The organism is Nocardia sp. NPDC057668 (assembly GCF_042799795.1).
Classification (GTDB): domain Bacteria; phylum Actinomycetota; class Actinomycetes; order Mycobacteriales; family Mycobacteriaceae; genus Nocardia.
Genome location: NZ_JBHVIC010000005.1, coordinates 706,407 through 733,218, shown reverse-complemented (window position 1 = coordinate 733,218; position 26,812 = coordinate 706,407). Strand labels below are relative to the sequence as shown.

23 protein-coding genes are annotated in these 26,812 nt (G+C 68.4%); 12 read left to right on the top strand and 11 right to left on the bottom strand.

Translation table 11 applies throughout. From position 1 onward, the window contains the following. Window positions 1–5 precede the first annotated feature (5 nt). The 5 genes from ACFVBH_RS30545 to ACFVBH_RS30525 all read left to right on the top strand — a co-directional run bounded on the left by ACFVBH_RS30545 (window position 6) and on the right by ACFVBH_RS30525 (window position 7,423). Window positions 6–929 (top strand): aminodeoxychorismate lyase, encoded by a 924-nt coding sequence (locus tag ACFVBH_RS30545; protein ID WP_354985843.1) that lies wholly within the window; start codon window positions 6–8, stop codon window positions 927–929. A gap of 198 nt (window positions 930–1,127) precedes the next feature. Continuing rightward, window positions 1,128–2,612: a cytochrome ubiquinol oxidase subunit I gene (locus ACFVBH_RS30540; protein ID WP_354985842.1), complete on the top strand. Its 1,485-nt coding sequence runs from the start codon at window positions 1,128–1,130 to the stop codon at window positions 2,610–2,612. Between the two features lie 9 nt (window positions 2,613–2,621). After that, window positions 2,622–3,671: a cytochrome d ubiquinol oxidase subunit II gene (cydB, locus tag ACFVBH_RS30535; RefSeq protein WP_354985841.1), complete on the top strand. Its 1,050-nt coding sequence runs from the start codon at window positions 2,622–2,624 to the stop codon at window positions 3,669–3,671. A gap of 24 nt (window positions 3,672–3,695) precedes the next feature. Further along, window positions 3,696–5,768: an ABC transporter ATP-binding protein/permease gene (locus ACFVBH_RS30530; protein ID WP_379006858.1), complete on the top strand. Its 2,073-nt coding sequence runs from the start codon at window positions 3,696–3,698 to the stop codon at window positions 5,766–5,768. Between the two features lie 11 nt (window positions 5,769–5,779). Then, the gene (locus ACFVBH_RS30525) at window positions 5,780–7,423 is read left to right on the top strand and encodes an ATP-binding cassette domain-containing protein (protein WP_379006856.1); all 1,644 of its coding nucleotides are present in this window, start codon (window positions 5,780–5,782) and stop codon (window positions 7,421–7,423) included. A gap of 422 nt (window positions 7,424–7,845) precedes the next feature. Here the strand turns inward: ACFVBH_RS30525 and ACFVBH_RS30520 are convergent, their stop codons facing one another. The 6 genes from ACFVBH_RS30520 to ACFVBH_RS30495 form a co-directional block, all read right to left on the bottom strand. Next, window positions 7,846–8,481 (bottom strand): FABP family protein, encoded by a 636-nt coding sequence (locus ACFVBH_RS30520; protein WP_354985894.1) that lies wholly within the window; start codon window positions 8,479–8,481, stop codon window positions 7,846–7,848. Window positions 8,482–8,749: 268 nt separating this feature from the next. Next, window positions 8,750–9,055, bottom strand: a complete 306-nt coding sequence (locus ACFVBH_RS30515) for a DUF1416 domain-containing protein (RefSeq protein WP_354985838.1) — start codon at window positions 9,053–9,055, stop codon at window positions 8,750–8,752. Between the two features lie 6 nt (window positions 9,056–9,061). Further along, window positions 9,062–9,895 carry a sulfurtransferase gene (locus tag ACFVBH_RS30510; protein WP_354985837.1) on the bottom strand — a complete coding sequence of 278 codons (834 nt, stop codon included), beginning with the start codon at window positions 9,893–9,895 and terminating at the stop codon, window positions 9,062–9,064. A 64-nt stretch (window positions 9,896–9,959) separates the two neighbouring features. After that, the gene (locus tag ACFVBH_RS30505; protein WP_379006852.1) at window positions 9,960–10,448 is read right to left on the bottom strand and encodes a DUF4395 domain-containing protein; all 489 of its coding nucleotides are present in this window, start codon (window positions 10,446–10,448) and stop codon (window positions 9,960–9,962) included. Between the two features lie 257 nt (window positions 10,449–10,705). Beyond that, window positions 10,706–11,158, bottom strand: coding sequence for a thioredoxin family protein (locus ACFVBH_RS30500; protein WP_354985835.1), 453 nt, complete (start codon window positions 11,156–11,158; stop codon window positions 10,706–10,708). Continuing rightward, a complete protein-coding gene (locus tag ACFVBH_RS30495) occupies window positions 11,155–12,000 on the bottom strand; it encodes an LmeA family phospholipid-binding protein (protein ID WP_379006849.1) in 846 nt (281 codons plus the stop codon). Before ACFVBH_RS30495 ends, ACFVBH_RS30500 begins: the two co-directional genes overlap by 4 nt. A gap of 222 nt (window positions 12,001–12,222) precedes the next feature. Here ACFVBH_RS30495 and ACFVBH_RS30490 point away from each other — a divergent pair, with 222 nt between their 5' ends. From ACFVBH_RS30490 to ACFVBH_RS30460, 7 genes are all read left to right on the top strand, one after another. Beyond that, window positions 12,223–12,978, top strand: a complete 756-nt coding sequence (locus ACFVBH_RS30490) for a response regulator transcription factor (protein ID WP_354985833.1) — start codon at window positions 12,223–12,225, stop codon at window positions 12,976–12,978. Next, window positions 12,978–13,874: a mycothiol synthase gene (gene mshD / locus ACFVBH_RS30485; RefSeq protein WP_379006846.1), complete on the top strand. Its 897-nt coding sequence runs from the start codon at window positions 12,978–12,980 to the stop codon at window positions 13,872–13,874. The genes ACFVBH_RS30490 and mshD overlap by 1 nt, the downstream gene beginning before the upstream one ends. 281 nt (window positions 13,875–14,155) lie before the next feature. Further along, window positions 14,156–15,280 (top strand): phosphate ABC transporter substrate-binding protein PstS, encoded by a 1,125-nt coding sequence (pstS, locus tag ACFVBH_RS30480; RefSeq protein ID WP_354985831.1) that lies wholly within the window; start codon window positions 14,156–14,158, stop codon window positions 15,278–15,280. Window positions 15,281–15,395: 115 nt separating this feature from the next. Continuing rightward, on the top strand, window positions 15,396–16,364 hold the full coding sequence (gene pstC / locus ACFVBH_RS30475; RefSeq protein WP_354985830.1) for a phosphate ABC transporter permease subunit PstC: 969 nt from the start codon (window positions 15,396–15,398) through the stop codon (window positions 16,362–16,364). Beyond that, complete coding sequence (gene pstA, locus ACFVBH_RS30470) at window positions 16,361–17,260, top strand: phosphate ABC transporter permease PstA (protein WP_354985829.1); 900 nt, start codon at window positions 16,361–16,363, stop codon at window positions 17,258–17,260. The genes pstC and pstA overlap by 4 nt, the downstream gene beginning before the upstream one ends. A gap of 18 nt (window positions 17,261–17,278) precedes the next feature. Beyond that, window positions 17,279–18,055: a phosphate ABC transporter ATP-binding protein PstB gene (pstB, locus tag ACFVBH_RS30465; RefSeq protein ID WP_354985828.1), complete on the top strand. Its 777-nt coding sequence runs from the start codon at window positions 17,279–17,281 to the stop codon at window positions 18,053–18,055. 289 nt (window positions 18,056–18,344) lie between these two features. Next, window positions 18,345–19,979 (top strand): MFS transporter, encoded by a 1,635-nt coding sequence (locus tag ACFVBH_RS30460; RefSeq protein WP_379006841.1) that lies wholly within the window; start codon window positions 18,345–18,347, stop codon window positions 19,977–19,979. A gap of 162 nt (window positions 19,980–20,141) precedes the next feature. Here ACFVBH_RS30460 and phoU read toward each other — a convergent pair whose 3' ends face one another. The 5 genes from phoU to ACFVBH_RS30435 form a co-directional block, all read right to left on the bottom strand. After that, window positions 20,142–20,813: a phosphate signaling complex protein PhoU gene (phoU, locus tag ACFVBH_RS30455; RefSeq protein WP_354985827.1), complete on the bottom strand. Its 672-nt coding sequence runs from the start codon at window positions 20,811–20,813 to the stop codon at window positions 20,142–20,144. A 109-nt stretch (window positions 20,814–20,922) separates the two neighbouring features. Further along, on the bottom strand, window positions 20,923–23,178 hold the full coding sequence (locus ACFVBH_RS30450; RefSeq protein ID WP_379006837.1) for an LCP family protein: 2,256 nt from the start codon (window positions 23,176–23,178) through the stop codon (window positions 20,923–20,925). A 424-nt stretch (window positions 23,179–23,602) separates the two neighbouring features. Continuing rightward, window positions 23,603–24,754 carry a tRNA dihydrouridine synthase DusB gene (gene dusB, locus ACFVBH_RS30445; protein ID WP_379006835.1) on the bottom strand — a complete coding sequence of 384 codons (1,152 nt, stop codon included), beginning with the start codon at window positions 24,752–24,754 and terminating at the stop codon, window positions 23,603–23,605. Window positions 24,755–24,897: 143 nt separating this feature from the next. After that, on the bottom strand, window positions 24,898–25,875 hold the full coding sequence (locus ACFVBH_RS30440; RefSeq protein WP_354985824.1) for an acyl-ACP desaturase: 978 nt from the start codon (window positions 25,873–25,875) through the stop codon (window positions 24,898–24,900). A 211-nt stretch (window positions 25,876–26,086) separates the two neighbouring features. After that, window positions 26,087–26,701, bottom strand: a complete 615-nt coding sequence (locus ACFVBH_RS30435; RefSeq protein WP_354985823.1) for a DUF937 domain-containing protein — start codon at window positions 26,699–26,701, stop codon at window positions 26,087–26,089. Between the last annotated feature and the right edge of the window lie 111 nt (window positions 26,702–26,812).

Below are 26,812 nucleotides of genomic sequence, written 5' to 3'. Positions count from 1 at the left end.
GCTGCATGGTGGAACGGGTTCTGGTGACTCTTGACGGCGCGATCCGGGATCCGGACGCGCCGCTGTTGTATGCGGACGACATCGGTGCGCTGCGCGGTGACGGCATCTTCGAGACGGTGCTGGTGCGCGACGGCGTGGCCTGCGCGCTGGAGCTGCATCTGGCGCGCCTGCGGCGTTCGGCGCAGGCCCTCGAACTGCCCGCGCCCGACCTGGACGCCTGGCGCTTCGCGGTGGAGCTGGCGGCCGAGGAGTGGGGGCGCGAGCGCGAGGGCATGCTGCGCCTGACGCTGACTCGCGGCCGGGAGAGCGAACAGGGTTCAGGCAAACAATCAGCTAACAAGGCCGGTGGCATGTCCGCCGCCGAACCCCCAACCACCGGATACGTTTTGGTGCAGGCCGTGGCCGATCGGGTGAAAACAGCTCGCGCCGAGGGTGTTTCGGTAATCACACTCTCGCGCGGCATCTCGGTCGATCTGGCGCAGGCCGCACCCTGGCAGCTACTGGGCGCGAAAACCCTCTCCTACGCCACGAACATGGCCGCGCTGCGCTTCGCCCAGCGCATGGGCGCCGACGACGCCATCTTCACCAGCACCGAGCACCGGGTGCTGGAAGGCCCGCGCTCGACAGTGGTTGTGGCGCGCGACAACCAGCTCATCACCCCGCCCGCGCGCATCGGCGTCCTGCCGGGCACCACGCAGCGGGCGCTGTTCACCCAGGCCGAGAAGGCGGGGTGGGACTGCCGGTACGAGCCGCTGTTCACCGCGGATCTGATCACCGCCGACAGCGTCTGGATGCTCTCCAGCATCACCCTGGCCGCCCGGGTCAAATCCCTGGACGGGCTGCGCATGTCGGCCCCCGACAATGCCGCCGAGATCGCCGCGCTGGTGGACCGCGGCATCGCGCTGCCGGGGAGCGTCGCGGACTGGTAGTTCGAGCGGGAATGCGGAATCCGGCCGGGTCCACGTGACCGGCGCCATGCTCGCGCGGCGCTGAACAGGACTTCGGTCGGATCTGCTATCACACTCCAGCAAACTTTTGGCGCACTATGGCGCGGCACACGTTGATCTGACGACGGCAAGGCGTACTGTTCGGTACTACGTCATGTCGTAGATCGGCCTGGAGGTCGGATGAGCGTCGTGGATCTAGCGCGCTGGCAGTTCGGTATCACCACCGTGTATCACTTCATTTTCGTGCCGCTCACCATCGGTCTCGCCCCGGTCGTAGCCGGAATGCAGACCGCATGGGTGATCACGGGAAAGGAGCACTGGTTACGGCTCACGAAGTTCTTCGGGAAGCTCTTCCTGATCAACTTCGCACTCGGTGTTGCCACCGGCATCGTGCAGGAGTTCCAGTTCGGCATGAACTGGAGCGAATACTCCCGCTTCGTCGGTGACGTCTTCGGCGCACCCCTGGCCATGGAGGCGCTGGTCGCCTTCTTCCTGGAATCCACCTTCCTCGGACTGTGGATCTTCGGCTGGACCCGGTTGCCGAAGAAGGTGCATCTGGCAACCATCTGGCTGGTCGCCATCGGTGTGAACGCCTCGGCGTACTTCATCATCGCGGCCAACTCGTTCATGCAGCACCCGGTCGGGGCGAAGTTCAATCCCGAATCCGGTCGCGCCGAGCTCACCAGCATCTGGGCGCTCATCACCAACAACACCACCCTCGCCGCCTTCCCGCACGTGGTCGCCGGAGCGTTCCTCACCTCGGGCACCTTCGTCGCGGGCATCGCGGGGTGGTGGATGGTGCGAAAGGCGCGTCAGGCCAAGGCCGAAGGGTCCGAGGCCCCGCTGCACGAGGCCCGCACCATGTGGCGCTCGGCCTCCCGGGTCGGCGCCTGGATCGTGCTGATCGCCGCGGTCGCCCTCGTCTACACCGGCGACGTGCAGGGCAAGCTCATGTTCAAACAGCAGCCCATGAAGATGGCGTCGGCGGAATCGTTGTGCCACACCGAAACCGATCCCGACTTCTCGGTGCTGACCGTCGGCACGCACAACAACTGCGACAGCGTCGACCACCTCATCGAGGTGCCGTACGTGCTGCCGTGGCTGGCCGAGGGCCGGTTCAACGACGTCACCCTCGAAGGCGTCGTCGATCTGCAGCAGTCCTACAACGAGAAGTACGGCCCCGGCGACTACCGGCCCAACCTCTTCGTCACCTACTGGTCCTTCCGGGCGATGATCACCTGGATGGCCGGGTCGCTGCTGCTGGTGCTGGCCGGGTTCTGGGTCACCCGCCGCGGCCGCATCCCCGATCAGAAATGGTTCTCGTGGCTGTCGCTGCTCGCCATCGCGACACCGTTCCTGGGCAACATGTCCGGCTGGGTCTTCACCGAGATGGGCCGCCAGCCCTGGGTGGTCGCACCCAACCCGGACGGGGACCAGTCCATTCGAATGACCGTGCAGGAGGGCGTATCCGGCGTATCGGCCGGCACCGTAGTCACCTCGCTGGTGGTCTTCACGCTGCTGTACGGGCTGCTCGCGGTCGCCTGGTTCTATCTCATGCGCCGCTACGTCGTCGCCGGACCGGAAGCACCGGCCCCCGTCGACACCGGGCCGCGCATGACCGGGGATCCCGGGGATTCCGTCGACAAGCTTTCCTTCGCCTACTAGGAGCCCGGGATGAGTCTCCCTGAATTCTGGTTCTTGCTGATCGCGGTGCTCTTCACCGGCTACTTCGTGCTGGAGGGCTTCGACTTCGGCGTCGGAATGCTCATGCCGATCCTCGGGAAGGGCAACGAGACCCGAAAGCGTGTGGTGCTGAACACGATCGGGCCGGTGTGGGACGGCAACGAGGTGTGGCTGCTCACCGCCGGCGGTGCGATGTTCGCCGCCTTCCCGGAGTGGTACGCGAGCCTGTTCTCCGGGTTCTACCTCGCGCTGCTGCTGATCCTGGTCGGGTTGATCGTGCGCGCCTGCGCCATCGAATGGCGCGGCAAGATCAACGACGACCGGTGGCGGCGCTGGTGCGACATCGGCATCGGGCTCGGCTCCTGGATTCCCGCGCTCGCCTGGGGTCTGGCCTTCGCGAACATCGTGCGCGGGGTGAAGCTCAACGAGCGCAGGCACATCGAGGGCAATCTGCTCGATCTGCTGAACCCGTACGGGCTGCTCGGCGGGCTCACCACGCTGCTGCTGTTCCTGCTGCACGGCGCGGTGTTCATCACCCTCAAGACCGGCAACGAGATGCGGGACTCCGCACAGGCGATGGTGCGCAAGCTGTTCGTGCCCACCGCCGTGGTGGTCGCCGCCTTCGGCATCTGGACCCAGCTCGCCTACGGGAAGGGCTGGACCTGGATTCCGCTGGCGCTGGCCGTGATCGGACTGCTGGTCGCGGGTTTCGCGGCCACCCAGGGCCGGGACGGCTGGGCCTTCACCGGCACCGCGCTCACGATCGCCTCGGCGACCGCGCTGCTGTTCGGCGCACTGTTCCCGAACGTGCTGCCCTCCACCATCGACGCGGCCTTCAGCCTCACCGTCGACGGGCGGGACGGCACGGTCTCGGCCAGCTCGACCCACTACACGCTGGTGGTCATGAGCTGGGTGGCGGTGGCCATGGTGCCGGTGGTGCTGATCTACCAGGGCTGGACCTACTGGGTGTTCCGGCAGCGGCTGACCGTGGAGCAGATCCCGCCCTCGATCGGGCTGCCCGTGGAATCCACCTCGAAGTAACGACGACAGTACGGATTCGAACCGATGGCACGACCGGTAGACCCGCGCCTGTGGCGGTACGCCCGCTCGGCACGCATGTATCTGGCGCTGAGCGTGGCGTTGTCGCTGCTGACCACGGTGAGCATCGTGGCCGCGGCGCTCGCCCTGGCGCGGGTGCTCGCCGGGGTCATCACCGATCCGAGCCGGCGTGACATCGGTTCGTGGCGTGCCGAATTGGCGATCTTCACGATCGCCGTGCTGTGCCGGGTCGCCGCCACGTGGTGGCAGTCCCGGCTCGCGCACCGCGCGGGGGCGCGGGTGGTCGCCGAACTGGAGACCGCCGTGCTCACCGCCGGCGCGCAGCTGCCGCCGCGCGAATTGGAGTCGCGGCGCACCGAATTGGCGGTCGTGGTCGGCTCGGGACTGAGCGGGCTGCGCGCCTACCTCGCGGGATACCTGCCCGCCCTGCTGCTTTCACTACTGGTTCCGCCGATCGTGCTGGTGGTCATCGCCACCCACGACTGGATCTCCGGCGCGATCATCCTGGTCACCCTGCCCCTGATCCCGATCTTCATGATCCTGATCGGGCTGCTCACCAAGGGACGCGCAGAGCAAACCCTGACCGCCACCACCCGGCTCTCGGATCAACTGCTGGACCTGTTCGCCGGCATGCCGACCCTGCGCGCGCTCGGCCGCGAAGGCGGCCGCGACGGTGCGGCGGCAGTTCCTATCGCACCGCACCGCTACGGCGAGCCGGCTCCGATGCGCGCTCGCGCGACCGAATCGACGACCGGACCCGACGCCGAGACGCCGTCGGTCGCCGACCGCACCACCATGCAGCATCGCGTGCGCCGCCTCGGCGACGATCTGCACCGGCGCACCATGTCCGCGCTGCGCATCGCCTTCCTGTCCTCGATGGTCCTCGAGGCCCTCGCGACGCTGTCGGTCGCGCTCGTGGCGGTGTCGATCGGCCTGCGCCTGGTGTACGGCGAGATGGGTCTCTACGCGGGCCTGCTGGCGCTGATCCTGGCCCCCGAGGTGTACCTGCCGCTGCGCGCGGTCGGCGAGCGCTTCCACGCCGCCCAGGACGGAATGGCGGCCGCCGAGAAGGCTTTCGCCGTACTCGACCCGGACACGATCGGCCCCCGCACCGCCGTGCCGGAGGCCCGCACCCCCGGCGCTGCCGGAGCCGGGGTGGGGCAGGGCTCGGTCGATTCCCGAGAACAATCCGGTCACATAGAGATTCGCGGACTGTCCGTCGCGGCTCGGGACGGCATGGCCCCGCACGCGCTGTCGGGCACGATTCGCCGGGGTGCGGTCACCGTGCTGGCCGGAGCCAACGGCAGCGGCAAATCGACCGCCCTGCAGGCGATCCTGGGCCTGGTGCCGCCCGCCGCGGGCGCGATCACCATCGACGGCGTTCCCGTGGCCGAACTGGACCCCGACGCGTGGTGGTCGCGGGTGGCGTGGCTGCCGCAGCGCCCGGTGCTCGTCCCCGGAACCCTGCGCGACAACATCGAACTCCTCGGCCCGCCCGCCGCCGCCGATCTCCTGGACGCTGCCTGCCGCGCAACCGGTTTCGACGAGGTCCTGGCCGAACTCCCAGACGGCTGGAACACGCGGGTGGGCGCGAACGGCGCCGGTCTGTCCCTCGGTCAGCGCCAGCGCCTCGCCCTGACCCGCACCCTCGCCGCCGACCGCGCCGTCCTCCTCTTGGACGAGCCGACCGCCCACCTGGACCCCGACTCCGAGGCCCGCGTCCTGCGGGCGTTGCGCGCCCGCGCGGCGGCGGGCGCGACCGTCGTTCTGGTCGGCCACCGTCCAACCGTCCTCGCCATCGCGGACGAGATCTTGCCTGTCGACGCTATCCACGCCGTGTCCCCCGACTCGGCACCTGCGGCAGTACCGACCACGGATGTCGATTCGGCCCGGCCGGTCGCGCCCGGGCCCGGCCCGGCAGCCGGCGACAACGTTTTCGGATCCCGGCCGATGAGTTCGAACGCGGCCCGAGCGGGCGTCCACGTGTCGAACGCGATGGCGAGCGGCTCATCTCGCCACTTGATGGGTGATGCCGGCGCCATGACGACGAGTTCGACTGCTGGGCACGGGGATCGGTAGGCGGGAGCGCGATGAAGAGCATGCTGGCGGATTTTCGGGGGGTGCGGGAGCTGTTGGAGCTTTCGCGGTGGCGGATGGCCGTGTCCATCGGGTGGGGGACGGCCGCGCTCGGGAGCGGGTTCGCGCTGGCGGCGCTGGCGGCGTGGTTGATCGCGCGGGCCTGGGAGATGCCGCCGGTGCTGGACCTGACCATCGCGGTGGTCACCGTCCGGGCGCTGGGGATCGCGCGGGGACTGTGCCGGTACCTCGAGCGGCTGGCCACGCACGACGTCGCCCTGCGGTCCATGAGCCTGGCGCGGACCAAAACCTATCGGGCGCTGGCGGGAGCCGACATCTGGCGACCGCGGCGCAGCGGCATCGAAGCCGATGCGGGACAGGGCGATCCGGCGCGACTGCGCCGGGGTGAACTGCTGGGGCGGGTCGGGGCGGACATCGACGACCTCGGAGCCGTGGTCGTACGGGCCTTCGTGCCCATCGCGGTCGCGGCGGTGCTGTCCCTGGCCGCGGTGGGGCTGCTCGCCGTCATCTCCATCCCGGCGGCGCTGATTCTCGCGGCGGCACTGGCGATTTCCGGGATCCTCGCGCCGTGGCTCTCGGCGCACGCGGCCCGCGACGCCGAGATCGCGGTGCGCGCCGACCGGACCGCGTTCACCGCCGAAGCGCTCACCGTGCTCGACCACGCACCCGAACTCCGCGTCGCCGGAAGGCTTTCCGGCGCCATCGAGGCCGCACAGGCCGCGGGCGGACGCGCGGTGGACGCCGAGGACCGGGCCGCGGCACGCAGCGCCTGGGCGGCCGCCGTGCTACCGCTCTCCATCGGCGCCAGCGTGCTGGGCGCGCTGCTGATCGGTATCACCCTGTACGGCAACGGCTCCGGCGACCGCGTGCTCGGCTTCCAGACGGTGCAGCCGGGCGGCATCAGCCCGATGGCGCTCACCGTGCTCGTGCTGGTCCCGCTCTCGGCCTTCGAAGCGGTCGCGGTCCTGCCCGCCGCCGCCCAGGCCCTCACCAACGGCCGGGCCGCCCTGCGCCGGCTGCGCCGCCTGGAACGGTCCGAAACCGGCGCTCCGGCAACGGAACCGCCGCCGCTGCCGGACGGCCGCCGCATCGCGGTCACCGGCCCCAGCGGTGCGGGCAAGACCACCCTGCTCATGTCCTGGGCGGGCCTGTTCGGCACCCCGCGCCCCGGCGTCACCTTCTTCGCCGAGGACGCCCACCTGTTCGGCACCAGCGTGCTGGAGAACCTGCGCGCGGCCCGCGGCGACATCACCGCCGCCGAGGCCGAGCACACGCTGCGCGCGGTCGGCGCGGGGGAGTGGCTGGACGCCCTGCCCGATGGCCTGGACACCGATCTGGTCGGCGGCGCGGCCGCGGTCTCGGGCGGTCAGCGCCGCCGGCTGCTGCTGGCCCGGGCACTGCTCTCCCCGGCCACCGTGCTGCTGCTGGACGAGCCGACCGAACACCTCGAAGCCGAAGCCGGCGCGGAACTCCTGCGCCGCTTGCTGGACGCGGACAGCGGCCTGGCCGACCCCGCCCGCACGGTCGTGGTCGTCACCCATCAACTGCCCCCGGACCATCGCGCGGACACCCTCGTCGAAGTCGACCCGAATGGAACCGTGAACATCCGCCGGACTATTCCCGTATCCCGGTCCTGACCTGCCATTTCGCGGTCCGAGAAAATACGTTGCCGCCGGTCGATCACGCGACTAGTTTCGTGTGTACACAAGGAAGGAGGTGATTCGAGTAATGGTTTATTCGAGGACGCGTGAGGTGGCTGCCCGCTAGGCACCCATCGCTGCACACGGATTCACGTAGCGCGAAGTGCTGAGCGAATCCCAGGCAGCCACCCGGCCCCCGAGTCCCGGATCACGTCCTGATCCGGATCGCGTGAGTTGCATCCGCGATACGACTCGGGGGCCGTTCCTGTTCCGCCTCTCCGCGAATTCAAGCATGACTCAGGTGCGCCGAAGGTTGCGTCGGCCGCTCTCCGTTCCAGCGTTGAAGAGTCAGCCCGTACCCGGTGAGTTACCCCGATACTCGCGAGATCACGAGTTGCTTTGGGGGAAAGAACGATTACCTACCCGATGTAGCGCTGCAGGCGGGCCGACAGGCGGGGTTCCAGGACGCCGTCGGGGCCGATGCGCTCCTCGACGTAGCCGAGGTCGCCGCCCTCCACGATGCCGTAGAGGCGCTTGGCGCCGCCCACCACGATGCCGGACTGGCTGCGGATCACCACGTCGGTGGCGAGCTCCCAGGACGACTGGGTCAGGGCCTGGCCGTAGAACAGTTCGACGATGCCCGAGGAATGGGTGAGCAGCAGCTCCAGCACCTCGTCGTCACCGTCGATGCCGACCCGCCAGAAACCGCTCTCACGCAGATCCGGGCCGGTGTACGTGCCGTCGGTGTCGATGACCCACGAACGGGCCTCCCACGTCAGGTAGTCGCCGCCGTCGTGCGAGACGATGATCTGCTGACCGAAGCGATAGTCGCCGGTCTCGGGATCGTTGCCTTCGCCCTCGCCGCGCCAGACACCGACCAGCGGCAGCAGCGCGAGCATGGAGGAACTCAGGTCCGGACCCTGCCGCAGATTCGCGGTATCGATCGGTAGCGGGAGATCGGGGAGCGAGGGGATGTTCCGCGGCGCGGTCGACTTCGCCCGCTCGACCGCTTCGGCGACCGCTTGGTCACCGCTGCGGCGGGGCGACTCGTCCACACGCGCGGAAGCGTCGCGACCACCGGCGGACGCGTCCTGCGTCGTACCGTTGGCCACGTGTTCGGCGTTCTCGCTCGCCGACTCGCTCACGACTCGGTGAACAGCCGGTAGAGGACGTACAGACCGAACCAGGCGATCAGTAGCGATACGACGACCAGGAGGATCTCGAAGGCAAGCACCACGCCTCGGAGTCTAGCCGTCCGATTGCCGAGAACTGAAAACGACCCCGGGAAAATGAATCCCGGGGCCGTTCCCTGTATTTCACTTCTTACTTGGCGACCGTGACGTCCACGTTGTGGATGCCGTTGCCCTCGGGGGCAACCTCGGCGGTGCCGTTGCCCGACGCCGAGAGCGCGCGAATGGTCCACGCGCCCGGCGCGGCGAAGAAGCGGAAGTCGCCGGTGCCCGAGGCCACGACCTCGGCGGTGAAATCGCCATTGCCGTCCAGCAGGCGGACGAACGCGCCACCGACGGTCTGGCCGTCAGCGGTCAGGACGCGGCCGGTGATGACCGTCTCCTTCTCCACGTCGACGCCCGCCGGAATGGCCTGTCCCTGGGTAGGTGCTGCACACATATTTGATTACGCTCCCAACTCGATCGGTGCACCGACGAGGGAGCCGTACTCGGTCCAGCTCCCGTCGTAGTTCTTGACGTTCTTGTGGCCCAGCAGCTCCTGCAGCACGAACCAGGTGTGCGAGGAACGCTCGCCGATGCGGCAGTAGGCGATGGTCTCCTTCTCGCCGTCCAGGCCCGCTTCCTTGTAGATGGCGGCGAGCTCGTCGTCGGACTTGAAGGTGCCGTCCTCGTTCGCGGCCTTGGACCACGGCACGTTGATGGCGGTCGGGATGTGGCCCGGACGCTGCGACTGCTCCTGCGGCAGGTGGGCCGGGGCCAGGATCTTGCCGGAGAACTCGTCGGGCGAGCGCACGTCGACCAGGTTCTTGTTGCCGATGGCGTTGATGGCCTCGTCGCGGAAGGCGCGGATCGACAGATCCTGCTCCGACGCCTTGTAGGCGGTGGCCGGACGGGTCTTGATGTCCTTGACCAGCGGGCGGGCGTCGAGCTCCCACTTCTTGCGGCCGCCGTCGAGGAGCTTCACGTCCTGGTGGCCGTAGAGCTTGAAGTACCAGTACGCGTAGGCCGCGAACCAGTTGTTGTTGCCGCCGTAGAGCACCACGGTGTCATCGTTGCCGATGCCGCGGGCGGACAGCAGATCGGAGAACTGCTCGCGGTTGACGAAGTCACGCCGAACCTGATCCTGCAGGTCCTGCTTCCAGTCCAGACGGACGGCGCCCTCGATGTGGCCGAGGTCGTAGGACGAGGTGTCCTCGTCGACCTCGACGAGGACGACGCCGGGGGTGTTCAGGTTCTCTTCGACCCAGTCTGCGGAGACCAGGACCTCGGAGCGAGCCATGTTGTTCCTTTCGGTGGTGCCGGGGTCAGGCGGTAGTGATGCGTTGGTTGGGATACAGGGTGGTTCAGGGGTTCTGGGTCGCGGTGGCCGCGGACTTGGGCAGCAGGCGCGCGGCGACGGGATAGATCAAGCAGCCCAGGCAGATTCCGAAGGCGGCGTTGAGGAAGGCGGCGAAGAGCGCGAAACCGGTGAAGATCGAGCCCGCCACCGGACTGCCCGCGGCGAAGCCGATGACACCGAGCGCGGCGAAGACGAAGCCGACCAGCTGCGCGAACCGCAGCGGGGCAACGGGTTCGACCTCGGACGCGGGCCCGATGCGCGGCGCGACCAGGGCGGCGAAGATCCGCCCGTAGGGGCTGCGACGTGGACCGGAGAGCGCGCCGGCCGCGAAGACCACGGCCTGCACGGCCAGCAGGATCGCGGCGGCGGGAACGGAGAACACGGAGATCACGAGCACGAGCGCCAGGACGGCGGTGGTGATCCAGGCCGCGAAGCGCGGCCCGCGTACATCCACCTGACCATTGGGCGGTTTACCGGGATTGGGGTTCGACATGTGTGTGCTCCTGCGCTGAAGGGATTTCGGCCAGATCGCCGGAGGATCGAAACGACCTCATCTACGGCGGGGCATGTACCGGTCGGCGTCAGAAGTGAACGAAAGGCCGACCGGCTAGCGGCACAGGCAGCAACAACCACCGAGGCGGCACAGGTCTACCGTGCGGCGTCGGGTGAGCATCAGCTCGCGGTTGGATTGCACGAAGGGGAGTTTACCCGGTTTTCGGGGGAAATTGGACCCGGGGCCCGTAATACTGGTCACTCGACCGCCCCGGAAACCGTTAGCGAAGCCAATGACCTGCGGATATCCGCCGCTTTCGGAACACCCGAAATCCGGAAGCGCTCCTGCCCCGCGGCGTCCAGGACGAAGGTCGTGGGCAGCGAGAGCACGTTCAGCACCCGGGCCAATTCCGGATTGGCGTCGATGTCGAGTTCCAGATCCAGCGGTGCGTCCGGTTCCCCGGCGAGCTCGCCGGCCACGCCCGCCACGACTCGGCGCACGGCCGCGCAGGGGCCGCACCAGTCCGCGGAGAAATGCAGAACAGTCGGACGGCCGGGCAGTACGCCCGCGGCGGCGAGCAACGCCGCGCGTTCGTCACCGGCCCGCTCGGGGGCGGCGCTCGCGCGCACCCGGCCCTCGTTGCGGCGCAACAGCAATCCCGCGCCCACCGCGGCGGCGAGCGCGACCAGCAGTACGGCCAGCGCGGTCACGGCTGCTGTAGCCGATCCAGATCTACGGTCACATCATCGCCTTTGCCCTCGACCACGATCTGCCCGCCGATCGCCTCCACCTTCGTGGGCACGATGCCGAACGGGAGATCCCGAGTATCGATGGTACGGGTGAACATGGCGAGCACCCTGGGCTTGTCGGCCTCGGAGATCACCCGGGGGGAGGTGTCCGCGCCGCTCAGCACGGTGTTCTCGGTGCCCCGGTAGATATCGGTCGCGGTGATCTGAATCTGATCCCCGACCAGGCGCAGCGTCGCCAGCACGCTCACCGCCTCCTTGCTGCGGGTGCTGACGGTCAGCGGGCCGGGGGACTCCGGGGCCGAGTCCAGGGGCAGGGTGCCGGTGAGGATGATCACGCCGTCGTTGGTCATACCCGATCCACCGGAACCGCCGAGGCCGTCGGACTTGTCCGCGGGCGGGCCGAACACCTGCAGATCCGGAATCTTGAACAGCCGGCCGAGTTCGTTGGGCTCCACGCGCATCCGGGCCTCGACCAGGTCCACCGGCACCTTGCTGACGTTGCCGTCGGTGAGATCCCCGAACGGCAGATGCACGCCGCGCAAGTTGGCTTCGACCCGAATTTCGCCCGGAATGTCGGGACGCACCGCACGCGCCCGAATGTCCACGTTCTGGAACTCGCCGTTCATGGCCTGCAGTACGAAGGGGAAGCCGTGAAAGGTCACCTCGGGGTCCGCGCCCAGGTCCGAACCCTCGCGCAGCAGCCGCGACACCCGGTATTCGGAATAGGCGGCCATGCCGAAATCGAGTACGACCGCCAGCCCCGCCAGACAGAGCAGGCCAATGATCACCCTCCGGAAACCCATGCCCGCAACCCTAATGGGGGCGGGCGCGGTCGGTCCCGGCCGCGGTCGCTCCGGTCGCGAATGCCGGTGTTTCGATAGCCGAGCCCCGCTGGGCCGCCTCGATGACTCGGCCCGGCGGCGGGACACGCTAATGTAGCAACCGACTTACCTGTGATAACCAGCATGATGTCGTGGCGTACAGAGCGGTTGCCACGCACGTGCCAGATGGGATGGAGGGCCCCCATGGAGCTGCTCCTGCTGACCTCCGACCCCAACCCCGAGGCGGTCCTGCCGTCGCTGGCGTTGTTGCCGCACCACGTGCGGCCCGCGCCGACCGAGGTCGCGTCATTGCTCGAAGCCGGATCCGCCGATGTCGCACTGGTCGACGCCCGGACCGACCTGGCCGCCGCGCGCGGACTGTGTCGTTTGCTGGGCAGCACCGGTTCCTCGGTGCCGGTCGTGGCGGTGCTCACCGAAGGCGGTCTCGTCGCGGTGAACGCGGACTGGGGGCTGGACGACATCCTGCTGCCCGGCACCGGCCCCGCGGAACTGGACGCCCGGCTGCGGCTGCTGGTCGCCCGCAACGGCGGCGTCGCCAGCCCGGAGAACACCGGCAAGATCACCCTCGGTGAGCTGGTGATCGACGAGGGCACCTACACCGCCCGGCTGCGCGGCCGCCCACTCGATCTGACCTACAAGGAGTTCGAACTCCTCAAGTACCTCGCACAGCACGCGGGCCGGGTCTTCACCCGCGCGCAGCTGCTGCAGGAGGTCTGGGGTTACGACTTCTTCGGCGGCACCCGCACCGTGGACGTCCACGTGCGGCGACTGCGCGCCAAGCTCGGCAGTGAATACGAGTCGCTCATCGGCACCGTCCGCAACGTGGGCTACAAGGCGGTGCGCCCGGCGCGCACCGCGGCCGGCAAGGGCGAGACGGTCACCTTCCCCGATTCCGAAGGCGCCGACGACGAATTGACCACGGCGAACGGTTCTCTCTGATGTCTTCCCCGGCCGACCGCCTGCCCGCCGAGACCGCCGGGGTGGTGCGGGAACTGATCGAACGCGCCACCGCGGCCGACGGCGTCGCGCCCATCTCGGAACAGGCCGTGCTGTCACTGACCGCGGACGACATCGAGGCCAGGCATTTCGTGACGGTCCGGGACGGCGTGCCCGCCGGATACGCGAATCTGGCTCCCGCGCACGGTGATCACCCCGCCATGGCCGAGGTCGTCGTCGATCCGGAACGGCGCGGGCAGGGTATCGGCTCCGAGCTGGTGCGCACGGCGCTCGCCGCGGGCGGACCCGGTGCGCGGGTCTGGGCGCACGGCGATCTGCCTCCGGCCAAGGCGGTCGCGGCCCGGCTGGGGCTGCGGGTCGCACGCGAACTGTGGCAAATGCGCCGGGATCTCGCTACTACCGAGCTACCGGAACTGACGGTGCCGGACGGCCTGGAATTGCGCACCTACGCGGGTCCGGCGGACGACGCCGAGATCCTGCGAGTCAACAACGCCGCCTTCTCCTGGCATCCGGAGCAGGGCGGCTGGACCGAGCGCGACATCGCCGCGCGCCGCGCCGAATCCTGGTTCGACCCCGAGGGTTTGTTCCTCGCCGTCGACCCCGCCGATCCGGACCGAGTTCTCGGTTTTCACTGGACCAAGGTCCATCACGATGAAAAGCCGCCGCTCGGTGAGGTTTACGTGGTCGGCGTCGATCCGGCCGCGCAGGGCCGCGGCCTCGGGCGGGTGCTGACGCTGGCGGGATTGCGGTATCTGCGCGACCGCGGGCTGCCGCAGGTGCTGCTCTACACCGAGGCGGACAACACCGCCGCCGTGCACACCTACACGAAGCTGGGTTTCGCCCCGGCGCACGTGGACGTGGCCTACACCGCCGGATAGCGGATTCTCGCGCGGTGTCGTAAGCGCCGCCGTGAATGTCCGGACTTCGAGCCTCCGGCTACCCTGAGGCAATTGTCACAGAACGTGCAGCGTAATCGCGCCGGGTTGTTCATCTCCCGTTCACCTGCCCAGGTCCAACTGGCCACCAGCCCCCCTTACTTTGCTTGTGGGCGGTACCGAACTGCCCGGTGCGCGAGTTCCCAGCGAACAGCCACCAATCATCGCGCCCGTCCGACCGTTGAGGGGTTGGGCGTGCGGACCGTGATTCGCGGAGGAACCAAGTGAATCTCAAGCGCAGCAGCGCCCTGATCGGTGTGCTGGCCGCGGCCGGCGCCCTTACGCTGACCGCCTGTGGCAGCGACGAGAACGACGTCGCGGGCGGCGTCGAGAAGCAGGCTGTCGAGTGTGGCGGCAAGAACGCCCTCAAGGCCAGCGGCTCGTCGGCGCAGAAGAACGCGATGGATCGTTTCGTCGCCGCCTACGAGAAGAATTGCGACGGATTCAAGCTCGACTACACCTCGTCGGGCTCCGGCGCCGGTGTGAAGGAATTCCTCGGCGGCCAGACCGATTTCGCCGGTTCGGACTCCCCGCTCTCGGCCAAGAAGGACGAGACCAAGCAGGCCGAGACCCGCTGCGGCGCGCCCGCGTGGAACCTGCCGACCGTCTTCGGCCCGATCGCCGTGACCTACAACCTGCCCGGCGTGACCGACCTCGTGCTCGACGCGCCGACGATCGCCAAGATCTTCAACGGCACCATCACCACCTGGAACGACACCGCCATCAAGGCGCTGAACTCGGCCAAGGCCGACAAGCTCCCGGGTGACAAGATCGCCGTGATCTACCGCTCGGACGAGTCGGGCACCACCGACAACTTCCAGCAGTACCTCGACGCCGCTTCCGAGGGCGCCTGGGGCAAGGGCGCCGGCAAGGCGTTCACCGGTGGCATCGGCGAGGGCGCCAAGGGCAACGAGGGCACCTCGGCCGCGGTCAAGAACACCCAGTTCTCGATCACCTACAACGAGTGGTCCTTCGCCAAGGCCCAGGGGCTGTCCATCAGCCGCATCCTGACGGCGACGACCTCCAACGACCCGAAGCCGGTCGAGCTGACCTCCGAGACCGCCGGTAAGGCGATCAACGGCGTGAAGATCTCCGGTCAGGGCAACGACCTGGTGCTGGACACCTCCTCGTTCTACAAGCCGACCGTCGGCGGCGCGTACCCGCTGATGATGCCGACCTACGAGATCGTGTGCTCCAAGTACAGCGACAGCGCCACCGCCAAGGCGGTCAAGGCCTTCCTGACCTCGGCGACCGGCAACGGCCAGCAGGGACTCTCGGACGCCGGCTACGTGCCGATCCCGGACGAGTTCAAGACCAAGCTGACCACCGCGATCAACGCCATCTCCTGATCGACCCGATCGAGAGCACATCATGACCGTGCACGACGAAATAGCATCCGCGGGCCAGTCCGTTTCGACCGGCCCGCGGGGGAACCGTGCCCAGCCGCCGGGGGATACTGCGCTCATGCCGACCGAACCCAGCACGAAGCCGGCCGCGCGGCGCGGCGTCTCCAAGTACGGCGCGGAGTTCGTCTTCCGCTCCGCGGCCACGGCGGCCGGCGCCGTCATCGTCGGTGCGATCGCCTTGATCGCGCTGTTCCTGTTGATCAGGGCGGTGCCGTCGGTACTGGCGAATGACGCGAACTTCTTCACCAGCACCGAGTTCAACACCTCCGATGCCAACCATCTGCGGTTCGGCATCAAGGACCTGTTCATGGTCACGGTGCTGAGTTCGATCGTCGCGCTGGTGATCGCCGTGCCGATCGGCGTGGGCATCGCGTTGTTCCTGACGCAGTACGCGCCCAAGGCGCTGGCCCGCCCGTTCTCGATGATCGTCGACTTGCTCGCGGCGGTGCCCTCGATCGTGTTCGGCCTCTGGGGATTCCTGGTGCTGGCTCCGAAGCTGGAGCCGGTCCAGACCTTCCTCAACGACAAACTCGGCTGGTTCTTCCTGTTCGCCGACGGCAATGTGAGCATCGCCGGCGGCGGCACGATCTTCACCGCGGGCATCGTGCTCGCGGTGATGATCCTGCCGATCATCACCTCGGTGAGCCGTGAGGTCTTCGGCCTCACCCCGCGCACCCACATCGAGGCCGCGCAGGCCCTGGGCGCCACCAAGTGGGAGGTCGTGCGCATGACGGTGCTGCCGTACGGCCGCTCCGGCATGATCGCCGGTTCCATGCTGGGCCTGGGCCGCGCACTCGGTGAGACCATCGCGGTGCTCGTGGTGCTGCGCACCTCGGCGCAGGCCGGGCACTGGTCGGTCTTCGACGGCGGGTACACCTTCGCCTCCAAGATCGCCTCGGCCGCTGCCGAATTCAGTTCCAAGCTGCCGACCGGCGCCTACATCGCCGCCGGCTTCGTTTTGTTCGCGCTGACCTTCGTCGTCAACGCCCTGGCGCGGCTCGCCGCGGGCGGGAAGGTGAACGGATGACCACCACCCTCGACAAGCCGGTCAAGGCCCCCACCTTCCGGCACACGAGCACGAGCCGGCGGATTCGCAACAACGTCGCGACCGGCACGGTGTGGGCCTGCTTCGCCATCGCGCTGGTGCCGCTGCTGTGGGTGCTCTACACCGTCATCGAACGCGGTTGGAGCGCAATCGCTTCGGCGGACTGGTGGGCCAAGTCCCAGAAGGGCGTGCTGCCCGAGGTCGAGGCCGGCGGTGTCTACCACGCCATCTACGGCACCATCGCCCAGTCCGCGGTGGCCGCGATCATCGCGGTGCCGCTCGGCGTGATGGCCGCTGTCTACCTGGTGGAATACGGTCGCGGCTGGCTGGCCAAGACCACCACGTTCATGGTGGACATCCTGGCCGGTGTGCCCTCGATCGTGGCCGCGCTGTTCATCTTCGCGCTGTGGATCGCCACCTTCGGCGCCCCGCAGAGCGCGCTCGCGGTCTCGCTGGCCCTGGTGCTGCTCATGCTGCCGGTGGTGGTGCGCAGCACCGAGGAGATGCTGAAGCTGGTTCCCGACGAATTGCGGGAAGCCTCCTACGCGCTCGGCATTCCCAAGTGGAAAACCATTGTGAAGATCGTGGTTCCGACCGCGGCGCCCGGCATGATCAGCGGCATCCTGCTGTCGCTGGCCCGTGTCATGGGTGAGACCGCGCCGGTGCTGGTCCTGGTCGGCTACTCGAAGTCGATCAACTACAACATCTTCGACGGCAACATGGCCTCGCTGCCGCTGATGATCTACCAGGAGCTGGCCAACCCCGAGCCCGCCGGCCGGGCGCGCGTGTGGGGTGCGGCCCTGACGCTGATCCTGCTGATCGCACTCCTGTACGTCGCCGCTGCGGCGGTCAACAAGCTGCTGACGCGGAATCGATAGAGGGAACGGAAAAGACTGATGGCCAAGCGCATCGACGTCAAAGACCTCAATATCTACTACGGCAAGTTCCACGCCATCTCCAACGTGGGGCTGACCGTGCTGCCGCGCAGCGTGACCGCCTTCATCGGCCCGTCGGGCTGTGGCAAGTCCACCGTGCTGCGCTCGCTCAACCGCATGCACGAGGTGACCCCCGGCGCTCGCGTCGAGGGCGCGGTGCTGCTGGACGGCGAGGACATCTACGGCGCGAACATCGACCCGGTCGGCGTGCGCCGCACCATCGGCATGGTGTTCCAGCGCCCGAACCCGTTCCCCACCATGTCCATTCGGGACAACGTGGTGGCCGGGCTCAAGCTCCAGGGCGTGCGCGGCAAGAAGGAGCTCGACGAGGTCGCCGAGCGTTCGCTGCGCGGCGCCAACCTCTGGAACGAGGTCAAGGACCGCCTCGACAAGCCGGGCGGTGGCCTGTCCGGTGGTCAGCAGCAGCGCCTGTGCATCGCCCGCGCGATCGCGGTGTCGCCGGACGTGCTGCTGATGGACGAGCCGTGTTCGGCGCTGGACCCCATCTCCACGCTCGCGATCGAGGATCTGATCTCCGAGCTGAAGAAGGAGTTCACCATCGTGATCGTCACGCACAACATGCAGCAGGCCGCGCGCGTGAGCGATCAGACCGCCTTCTTCAACCTGGAAGCGCAGGGTAAGCCGGGCAAGCTCGTCGAGATCGACGAGACCGAGAAGATCTTCTCCAACCCGACCCAGAAGTCGACCGAGGATTACATCTCGGGCCGCTTCGGGTAGGAAGCGCTCGTTCGCGGCGGCCCTCGTTCCCGGTGGGAACGAGGGCCGCCGTCGTGAGAGCCGATCGCTATGGCGAGGTGCGCGGCTTACGCCGAGCCGGGTGATCCGGCCACGCGCCGCCGCCTTCCATCTGGCCCCGGACCAGTCGGTCCGGGGCTTTTCTCGGCCCTATCGGCCGTTCGCGCGCTGTGTGCTGAGTCATAGCGGGCTCGCAGTATTGTATGCAACCGTCAGTTACATCTAACCTATTCCGAGACGGTAAACCGATCGGTCTAGTAGGAGGTGTCGGGTGACGGTTTCAACGGCGAAACACGAAGCCGGGACCGCGGGATTGAGTCAGCGCGGCAAGATCGCGGCGCTGATCGCCATCTGTCTCGCGGAACTGCTCGTGGTCCTGGACAACACGCTCGTGAATGTGGCGCTGCCATCGATGGCGGTGCAGCTCGAGGCTGATATGAGCGGCCTGCAGTGGATCGTGGACGCGTTCACCCTGGCCTTCTCGGGCCTGCTGCTCGCCATGGGTCACCTCGGCGACCGGTACGGGCGGCGCAAGTTCATGATCATCGGCCTGGCCGGCGTGGCGGCCATGTCCGCGGCCGGTGCACTGGCCTCGGGCCTGGGTCAGGTGATCGCCGCCCGCGCCGGCATGGGCGTGTTCGCGGCCGTGGTCTTCCCGGCCACCCTGGCCCTGCTCACCAATATCTTCACCGAGGCGCGGGAGCGGGCCGCGGCCATCGCGCTGTGGACCGCCATGGCCGGCATCGCCATCGCCATCGGGCCCACGGTCGGCGGCTGGCTGCTCGAGTACTTCTCCTGGCATTCGGTGTTCTGGATCAATGTGCCGGTGGCGCTGCTGGCCATCGCCGCGGTGCTGCTCACGGTGCCGGAGTCCAAGGGCGCGCATCCGGGCCGGCTGGACAGGGTCGGCATCGTGCTCTCGCTGGCGGGCATCACCGCGCTGGTGTGGTCGATCATCGAGGCCCCCAAATACGGCTGGTTCGCCGCGCAAAGCCTTGCCGGATACCTGCTTTCGGTGATCGCGCTGGCGCTGTTCGTGACCTGGGAACTGCGGGTCGAGTCGCCGGTGCTCAATATGCGGCTGTTCCGCATCCGGCGCTTCGCGGTGCCGTCGGCGGCCATTACCGTGTCCTACTTCTGCGCCTTCGGATTCCTGTTCCTGATCACCCAGTACTTCCAGGGCGTGAAGGAACTGACCCCGCTCGAATTCGGCATCCATTCCCTGCCTTTCGCGGTCGCGGTGGGTGTGGGCGCGCCCCTGGCGACCATGCTCGCGCAGCGGCTGGGGACGACGGCGATGCTGGTGAGCGGACTGCTGATCCTGGCGGTGGCCATGTACATCGCCGGCCGCACCACGGTCGACACCCCCTACGTGGGACCGGTGGTGGTGTCGATGATCCTCATGGGCCTGGGCTTCGCGGTGGTGCAGGGCCCGGCGACCGAATCCATCATGGGCTCGGTGCCTTTGAACGAGGCGGGCGCGGGGTCGGCGGTCAACGACACCACCCGCGAGGTGGGCGGAGCGCTCGGGGTGGCCCTGCTGGGCTCGATCATGACCTCGGTCTACGCGAGCAAGGTCAGCGATCGGATCGCCGGCATTCCGGCCTCGATCATGAACGACCGGCAGAAGGAATTGGCGAGCAACACCCCGATCAGCGTGCTGGAGATCATCAAGGCGCCGGTGAATCCCCTGGTGGCACAGGCGAAGACCGAGCTGATCCAGGCGATGAAGGTGGCCTCGCTACAGGGCGCCACGGCGGCGTCCTACGTCGCGGTGGGCACGCTGGTGGTCTGTGCCGCGGTCGTCGCGGTGGCGCTGCCCTGGCGGCCCGAACGCGGGCAGTCGATTCTGCTGGGCTGGCGCGAAAAGGATTCCGCCGCCGCCGAATCCGAGGCCCGCGACTGATCCGTCACGCGGCAGCGTTCGGGCCGGGGGCGAAAACCTCCGGCCCGCAACGACGGAACCCCGGCCCGCGCACCGTGTCGTGTGCGTCGGCCGGGGTTCCGGGTTTCACGGTGTTCGGCACACCGCGGGCGTCGTCCGGGGTGTGCCCGAAGGCTCAGCGCCTCAGATGCTTTCCTTCTCCGAATCCGGATCGGGCGGCAGCACGCCGGTCACCAGGAACACCACGCGGCGCCCGATCTCCACGGCGTGGTCGGCGAAGCGCTCGTAGTAGCGGCCGAGCAGCGCGACGTCCACGGCCGAGGCCACGCCGAACTGCCAGTCGCGGTCCATGATCAGCGTGAACAGATGCTTGCGCAGATCGTCCATCGCCTCGTCGTCGTCGTTGAGCTTGGCGGCGCGCTCGGGGTCGCGGGTCTCGAGGACGTCCTTGGCGGTCGCGCCCATCTTGACCGCGATGCGGCCCATCTCCGCGAAGTAGCTGTTGACCGCTTCCGGCACGGCGTGGTTCGGGAAGCGGCGGCGGGTCATCTTGGCCACGTGCAGCGACAGCACGCCCATGCGGTTCACATCGGCGACGATCTGAATGGCACTGACCACCTGGCGCAGATCACCGGCGACGGGGGCCTGCAGGGCGAGCAGCGCGAACGCCTTCTCCTCGGCCAGCTGGATCATCTCGGCGATGCGGTCGTATTCGGTGATGACCTGTTCGGCGAGCTCGAGGTCGGCACCCAGGAGCGACTGGGTCGCCCGCTCCATCGCGGATCCGGCGAGGCCGGCCATACCGCCGAGTAGATCGGCCAGTTCGGCCATTTGTTCGTTGTAGATGACACGCATGAGTCAAGACAGTAGTGGTAGCGCCTGACCAAGTCACCAACGGCAGGTGAATCGTCCGTGCCGGTCGCTCCCGGGCCGGTCGGAGCGTACCGGCCCGCCGCCGGACCCGCTATTTGCAGGTCTCGTCGGCCGCGTTGACGTGCTCGAGATCGGAGGGCAGTGTGACCGGCGCCGCATTGGCCGCTTCGGCGGGGGTGTCGGGCAGCACCTGGCCGAAGGCGGTGGGGGTGCGCACGGTGCCCAGGTAGTCGCTGCCGACCACGACCTCGACGATGCTGCCGAGCCCGGCGGTGGACTCGAGGGTCGCGCCCGGGATCGAGCTGGCGACCGTGGCCGCGGCGGCCTCGTGCCCGCTGGAGTAGCGGACCTTGGTCTTGTCCACGGTGCCGTCGGCATTGTTGCCGGTGCTGTAGATGTTGAAGCCCTGATTGGAGAGCTTGGTCGCGGTGGTGGAGGCCAGACCGGCCTTGCCCGAGCCGTTGGAGACCTGCAGCGAGATCGTGCTGGGGTCGACCGCGATCAGCGTGGGCTTGGTGGGCGGGGCCTCGGTGGTGGACTCGGGGGTCTCGTCCTTCTTCTCGCCCGGCAGCGGCTGGTCGTCGATGACCGCGCGGAAGATGGCCTTGATGTCGGATTCGCGCGGAATCTCGTTGCCGTAGGACGTGGTTCCCGCGGTGGGCACGGTGAGGAAGGTGATGGCGCCCGCGTCGACCTTCTGCAGTGAGCGGCCCAGGGTGAGCAGGTCCTTGGTGGTGACGTTGTCCATGAAGGAGTGCTCGGAGAAGGCGTTGATGACGCTGTTCAGCTTGCCCGCGTTGAAGAGCACCTTGCTGGACATGGCGCCGCGCAGCAGCGAGGACAGGAAGCGCTGCTGCCGGTTGATGCGGTCGTAGTCGCTGCGCTCCTCACCGACGACGTGGCGGGCGCGCACGTAGTCCAGCGCGGTGGAGCCGTTGACGACCTGCTTGCCGGGGGTGGTGAGGATGGTGCCCAGGATTTCGTCGACGAGTGGCTTGGTGGAGCACACCTCGACGCCGTCGATGGTGTCGACCATGGCCTCGAAGCCCGCGAAGTCGATGCCCACGAAGTGGTTGATGCTCAGGCCGGACATCTTCTGGATGACCTTGGTCAGGCATTTGGGCCCGCCGAGCGCGTAGATGGCGTTGAGCTTGTCGCCGGGGGCGGCAGGGAAGGTCTCCTTGGTGTAGGCGCCCTTGTCGTTGTCCCAGCCTTCGCACTGCGGCCGGGTGACGTCCAGGTCGCGCGGGAAGGACACGGCCACCACGCGGTCGCGGCTCTTGGGGATGTTGACCAGCATGACGGTGTCGGCGCGCGCGCCTTCGGCGTCGTCGGTGGTGCCCGCGCCCAGTTGGGAGTTCACGCCCGCACGGGTGTCGGTGCCGACGATCAGGAAGTTCTCGTCGCCGTACTGCAGGTTCGGGTCGATGATGTCTTCGGAGTCGGTCTGGACCGCGTCGACGGTGTTGAACGCGTTGTCCTTGACGTGCAGGTAGCTCCAGCCGGTGCCGGTGATGAGCAGCGCGATGGCGGCGACCACGATCAGGGTGGCGCGCCCGGCCATCTGCATCTTGCGATTGCGGCGGCTGCGCCCGGCGGCCAAGCGGGACAGCGGTTTCCCGATGGCCGTCGGCAGCGCGGTGGTGGGGTAGTCGGCGGGGGACTCGACGGCCCGGGTGGCCGGGCGCACGGCCTTGACCCGCTCGCGGGGCGGGTCGGTGATGACGGGTAGCTCTTCGGTGGGCGGATCCGCCGGCGCGGCGCGGCGTGCGCCGCCCGCGGTCTCGAGCGGGGGACGAGAAGCGTTGGGGGCGACCGGTTCCGGGGGTACCGCGCGCCGGGATCCGGTGGCGGCGGGGGATTCGGGGGGTACGGCGCGGCGAGAACCGGTGGAATTGACCGGATCCTGGGGTACCGCGCGCCGGGAACCCGTCGAGTTGACCGGGTCCTGGGGGACCGCGCGGCGAGATCCCGTGGAGTTCACCGGGTCCTGGGGCGCGGGTCGCCGGGTCACCGTGCTGTCGGCGGCCTCGGGGCTCGGCGTGCGGCGGGCTCCGGTGCCGCCCGGGTCGCTCGCGCCGCGTTCGGCCTCGGGCCAGCCCGCGGAGTTGGCGGGGGCGGGGGTGGCGGGGTCGGAACGCCGGCGGCGCCGGGAGCGGCGCTCGCTGTCCACGCGCTCGACCAGATCCTGCACCGAGATGGGCGCGGAGCCGGGCGACGAATTGTCGTTGTGCCGGGCCCGGCGCGAGGTGGATGGCTGGTCGTCCGCGTCGTCGTCCGTGGCGTAGCGCTCCCACGGGGCGCGACCTCCGGGCCGAGGCGTACGCCCGTACCGATCGTCACCCACCAACGAACCTCACTTTGCTTTTCGATGCCGACCGTCATGATAACGATTCCGCCACGATCGACCACTCGAACGGTGATCCATCGTGCGCAACTCACATTTCTCGCGGCCCCGAATTCGGGCCGTACCGCGGTGGGCCGGAAAGCTCCCACCCCGGAAATTCTGCCAGGCTCTGCGCGATCGGTTCGGGAACACGATCGGGTCGTTCGCGGGCGGTGCAGCGTAAATCGTGGCGGGTCGCCGCGTTTACCAGTGTGAATCGGTGAAAAAAGCGCCGGACGGCGGCGAGCGCGAACCGTCCGGAGAAGTGAAAACGGTTCGGCGATAAAGCCGTCCATCGCCGTGGAGCGCGCGGATCGCGTGCCCGGGGGCGGTGCGATTTCACGGCGCGAATGCGCCGCCGTCGCGGTCCGCGCGGAGTGGAACTCTAGCCGCCGCTGTGCATGACGTCGGCGGCGCAGGGGACCGTGGGATCCTCCGGGTCGTCGAGCCAGCCGTCGGGCAGCGCGACCTTGCCGGGGGAGCCCTGGCGGCCGCGCGGACCCTCGGCGTCCTTGGGGAAGGGCACCTCGGGATCGAGTTGGCCGATCAGGTCCACGAGCTGGTTCATGCTGCCGACGGTGGCGAAGCTACGCCGCAGATCGCCGCCGATCGGGAAGCCCATCAGATACCAGGCCATGTGCTTGCGGATGTCACGCATGGCCTTGTCCTCGCCGTCGTGCGCGACGAGCAGTTCCGAATGTCTGCGCAGGATCTCCCCGACCCGGCCCAGGTTCGGGGCGGCGGGCAACTCCTCGCCGCGCAGCGCGGCCTGTAGCTCGGCGAAAAGCCAAGGGCGGCCCAGGCATCCGCGGCCGACGACGACGCCGTCGCAGCCGGTCTCGGCCATCATGCGCACCGCGTCGGCGGCGCTGAAGATGTCGCCGTTGCCCAGTACCGGGATGGTGGTGACGGCTTCCTTGAGGCGGGCGATGGCGGTCCAGTCGGCCTCGCCCGAGTAGCGCTGGGCGGCGGTGCGCGCGTGCAGCGCGACGGCGGCGACGCCCTCGGCCTCGGCGATGCGGCCGGTGTCGAGGTAGGTGTGGTGCTCGTCGTCGATGCCGATGCGGAATTTCACCGTGATGGGGACGCCGACGGGTTCGGCCGCGCTCACCATGTTCCGCACGATGTCGCGGAACAGCTGCCGCTTGTAGGGCAGGGCCGCGCCGCCGCCGAGCCGGGTCACCTTGGGCACCGGGCAGCCCAGGTTGAGGTCGATGTGGTCGGCCCAGCCCTCGCCGACGATGATCTTGACGGCTTCGCCGACGGTCTTCGGGTCGACCGCGTACAGCTGCATCGAGCGCGGGCTCTCGTCCGCGTCGAACGCCATCATGTGCAGCGTCTTCTCGTTGCGCTCGACCACCGCTCGCGCGGTGATCATCTCGCACACGTAGATGGAAGTGCTGCTGCCGAATTCGCGGCACAGCTTCCGGAAGGCGACGTTGGTGATACCCGCCATCGGCGCCAGCACGACCGGCGGATCAACCGGGTAGGGGCCGATTCGCAGCGCGGTCGTCGAGGCATCGAGCGAGGTCGTCACGCCGACCAGTGTAGGTTCCGCGCGAAAGTGCCCCGGGACACGTCCCGGTTCTCCGCGCATGACCACCCCTTCGGGGGTCCGGGGGCTGGGCCCCCGGTTCCTCCCTCACGGGGGTTCGGGGGCGAAGCCCCCGGGACCCGTCGTCAGACGTTCGCCATTTCCTTGTCCCGCTTGGCGGCCTCGCGGGCCAGCATGCGGTCGCGCTGCTCCTCGAACTTGAGCACGTCGCCGCCGAGCTTCTCGAGGAAGTTCCCGAGGCGCTCGCGGGTCTCCTCGCCGCGCGCGGTGAAGTCGTCGCGCTCGAAGATGCGCCACTTCTTCAGGACCGGGTTCACGACCTCTTCCAGGTGCTGGCGCAGGTCGTAGATGCCGTGCTTGGCCATCAGGACGCCGTTGCGGCGGAAGTTGGGCATGCCGGCGCCCGGCATCTGGAAGTTCTCCAGGATGAGGGTGATGGCTTCGATGGTCTGGTCCGGCGAAAGGTCCAGCGCCGCACCGCACATGTTGCGGTAGAAGATCATGTGCAGGTTCTCGTCGGCGGCGATGCGCTGCAGCAGCCGATCGGCGATGGGGTCGTCGCACACGCGCCCGGTGTTGCGGTGCGAGACGCGGGTGGCGAGTTCCTGGAAGGTCACGTACGCGACCGAGTACAGGAAGCCGGCGTCGACTTCACCGTCGGTGACCGTTGCGGGCGAAGCGAATCCGTTGGTCATGTGGATCATGCGCGCCTGTTCGAGCGCGACGGGATCGACGCCGCGGGTGACGACGAGGTAGTCGCGCATGGCGATGCCGTGCCGGTTCTCCTCGGCGGTCCAGCGGCCGACCCAGGTGCCCCAGGCGCCGTCCTGGGAGAAGTTCTCGGCGATCTCCCGGTGGTAGGAGGGGAGGTTGTCCTCGGTGAGCAGGTTGGTGATCATGGCCGCCTTGGCCAGCTCGCTCAGCTTCGACTGTTCGGGATCCCAGTCGATGCCGCCCATGGCCGCGAAGTTACGTCCCTCGTCCCACGGCACGTAGTCGTGGGGATGCCATTCCTTGGCCAGGGACAGGTGCCGATCGACGTTCGCCGCGGCAACCGGCTCCAACTCCGTGAGCAGCTCGAGTTGAGTCAGATCCTTTGCCATACATAAGCCCTTCGTATCGTGCGATCTAGCTGGTCGTACCCTCGCTGGTCTGCCGCCGCGGCCCATACCTTACGTCACCGTAGGGTGATGTGAAACTCATCCGGTTGCCATTGCGCGGCCAGTGATGGATGTCATAAGAGTTGCGACCCGGGGCGATGGTCTATCGCCGCGGGCCGCAATTCGTTAGCCGCACATTGTGATCGGGTGCGACCTACTTCTTGCCGCCCAGCAGGCCGCCCAGCACGTTGCCGAGGACACTGCCCGCGTTCTGCCCGACGGCCTTGCCGAGAATGTCTCCGAGACCGCCGGCGCCACCCTTGCCTCCGGTGGCTCCACCCAGCAGGCTACCGAGAATGTCGCCCAAAGGCCCGGCGCTGCCGCCCGCGGCGGCGGTTTCGGTCGCGGGCGCGCCGCCCGCCGCGCCGCCGCCGAGCATCTTCTTGCTCAGGTAGGCCAGCACGATGGGGGCGAGCAGGGGGAGCAGCTTCGCCATGAGGTCCTGACCGTTGCCGCCGCCGACGCCGCCGAGCGCGCTGATCACCGTGTTCTTCTCGGCCCCGAACGTCTGGTCGACGATCTGGTTGCCGCTGTCGGTATCGACCTGGTCGATGTCGACGCCGCCGTCGAGCAGCGTGGCGGGCTGGTTGGCGACCTCGCCCTCGAGATTCAGGCCGACGTCGGGGTTGCCGGCCTGCGCCTGGAAACCGCCGAGGAGAACGGGGATCGCCGCGTTGATCGCGGTGGTTGCGGTCGCTTCGTCAACTCCGAGTTTGGAGGCGATCTGTGCGACGGGGACGTTCGAGATCAGGTCATCGAAGGAAGTCATGAACTCCGCCTGTGTGTTGGCATCCCGGAAAAGCCGTACCGGGGTCACGGTAGGCGAAAACCGGACAGATTGCCACGGATTCGCGGATGTCCGGGATGTGTCGAGGGGCCC

What these genes read in the sequence shown, in the direction of transcription:
- ACFVBH_RS30545 (WP_354985843.1), top strand. Translation starts at nt 6, where the DNA reads ATGGTGGAACGGGTTCTGGTGACTCTTGACGGCGCGATCCGGGATCCG.
- ACFVBH_RS30540 (WP_354985842.1), top strand. Translation starts at nt 1,128, where the DNA reads ATGAGCGTCGTGGATCTAGCGCGCTGGCAGTTCGGTATCACCACCGTG.
- cydB (WP_354985841.1), top strand. Translation starts at nt 2,622, where the DNA reads ATGAGTCTCCCTGAATTCTGGTTCTTGCTGATCGCGGTGCTCTTCACC.
- ACFVBH_RS30530 (WP_379006858.1), top strand. Translation starts at nt 3,696, where the DNA reads ATGGCACGACCGGTAGACCCGCGCCTGTGGCGGTACGCCCGCTCGGCA.
- ACFVBH_RS30525 (WP_379006856.1), top strand. Translation starts at nt 5,780, where the DNA reads ATGAAGAGCATGCTGGCGGATTTTCGGGGGGTGCGGGAGCTGTTGGAG.
- ACFVBH_RS30515 (WP_354985838.1), bottom strand. Translation starts at nt 9,055, where the DNA reads ATGTGTGCAGCACCTACCCAGGGACAGGCCATTCCGGCGGGCGTCGAC.
- ACFVBH_RS30510 (WP_354985837.1), bottom strand. Translation starts at nt 9,895, where the DNA reads ATGGCTCGCTCCGAGGTCCTGGTCTCCGCAGACTGGGTCGAAGAGAAC.
- ACFVBH_RS30505 (WP_379006852.1), bottom strand. Translation starts at nt 10,448, where the DNA reads ATGTCGAACCCCAATCCCGGTAAACCGCCCAATGGTCAGGTGGATGTA.
- ACFVBH_RS30495 (WP_379006849.1), bottom strand. Translation starts at nt 12,000, where the DNA reads ATGGGTTTCCGGAGGGTGATCATTGGCCTGCTCTGTCTGGCGGGGCTG.
- ACFVBH_RS30490 (WP_354985833.1), top strand. Translation starts at nt 12,223, where the DNA reads ATGGAGCTGCTCCTGCTGACCTCCGACCCCAACCCCGAGGCGGTCCTG.
- mshD (WP_379006846.1), top strand. Translation starts at nt 12,978, where the DNA reads ATGTCTTCCCCGGCCGACCGCCTGCCCGCCGAGACCGCCGGGGTGGTG.
- pstC (WP_354985830.1), top strand. Translation starts at nt 15,396, where the DNA reads ATGCCGACCGAACCCAGCACGAAGCCGGCCGCGCGGCGCGGCGTCTCC.
- pstA (WP_354985829.1), top strand. Translation starts at nt 16,361, where the DNA reads ATGACCACCACCCTCGACAAGCCGGTCAAGGCCCCCACCTTCCGGCAC.
- pstB (WP_354985828.1), top strand. Translation starts at nt 17,279, where the DNA reads ATGGCCAAGCGCATCGACGTCAAAGACCTCAATATCTACTACGGCAAG.
- phoU (WP_354985827.1), bottom strand. Translation starts at nt 20,813, where the DNA reads ATGCGTGTCATCTACAACGAACAAATGGCCGAACTGGCCGATCTACTC.
- ACFVBH_RS30440 (WP_354985824.1), bottom strand. Translation starts at nt 25,875, where the DNA reads ATGGCAAAGGATCTGACTCAACTCGAGCTGCTCACGGAGTTGGAGCCG.
- ACFVBH_RS30435 (WP_354985823.1), bottom strand. Translation starts at nt 26,701, where the DNA reads ATGACTTCCTTCGATGACCTGATCTCGAACGTCCCCGTCGCACAGATC.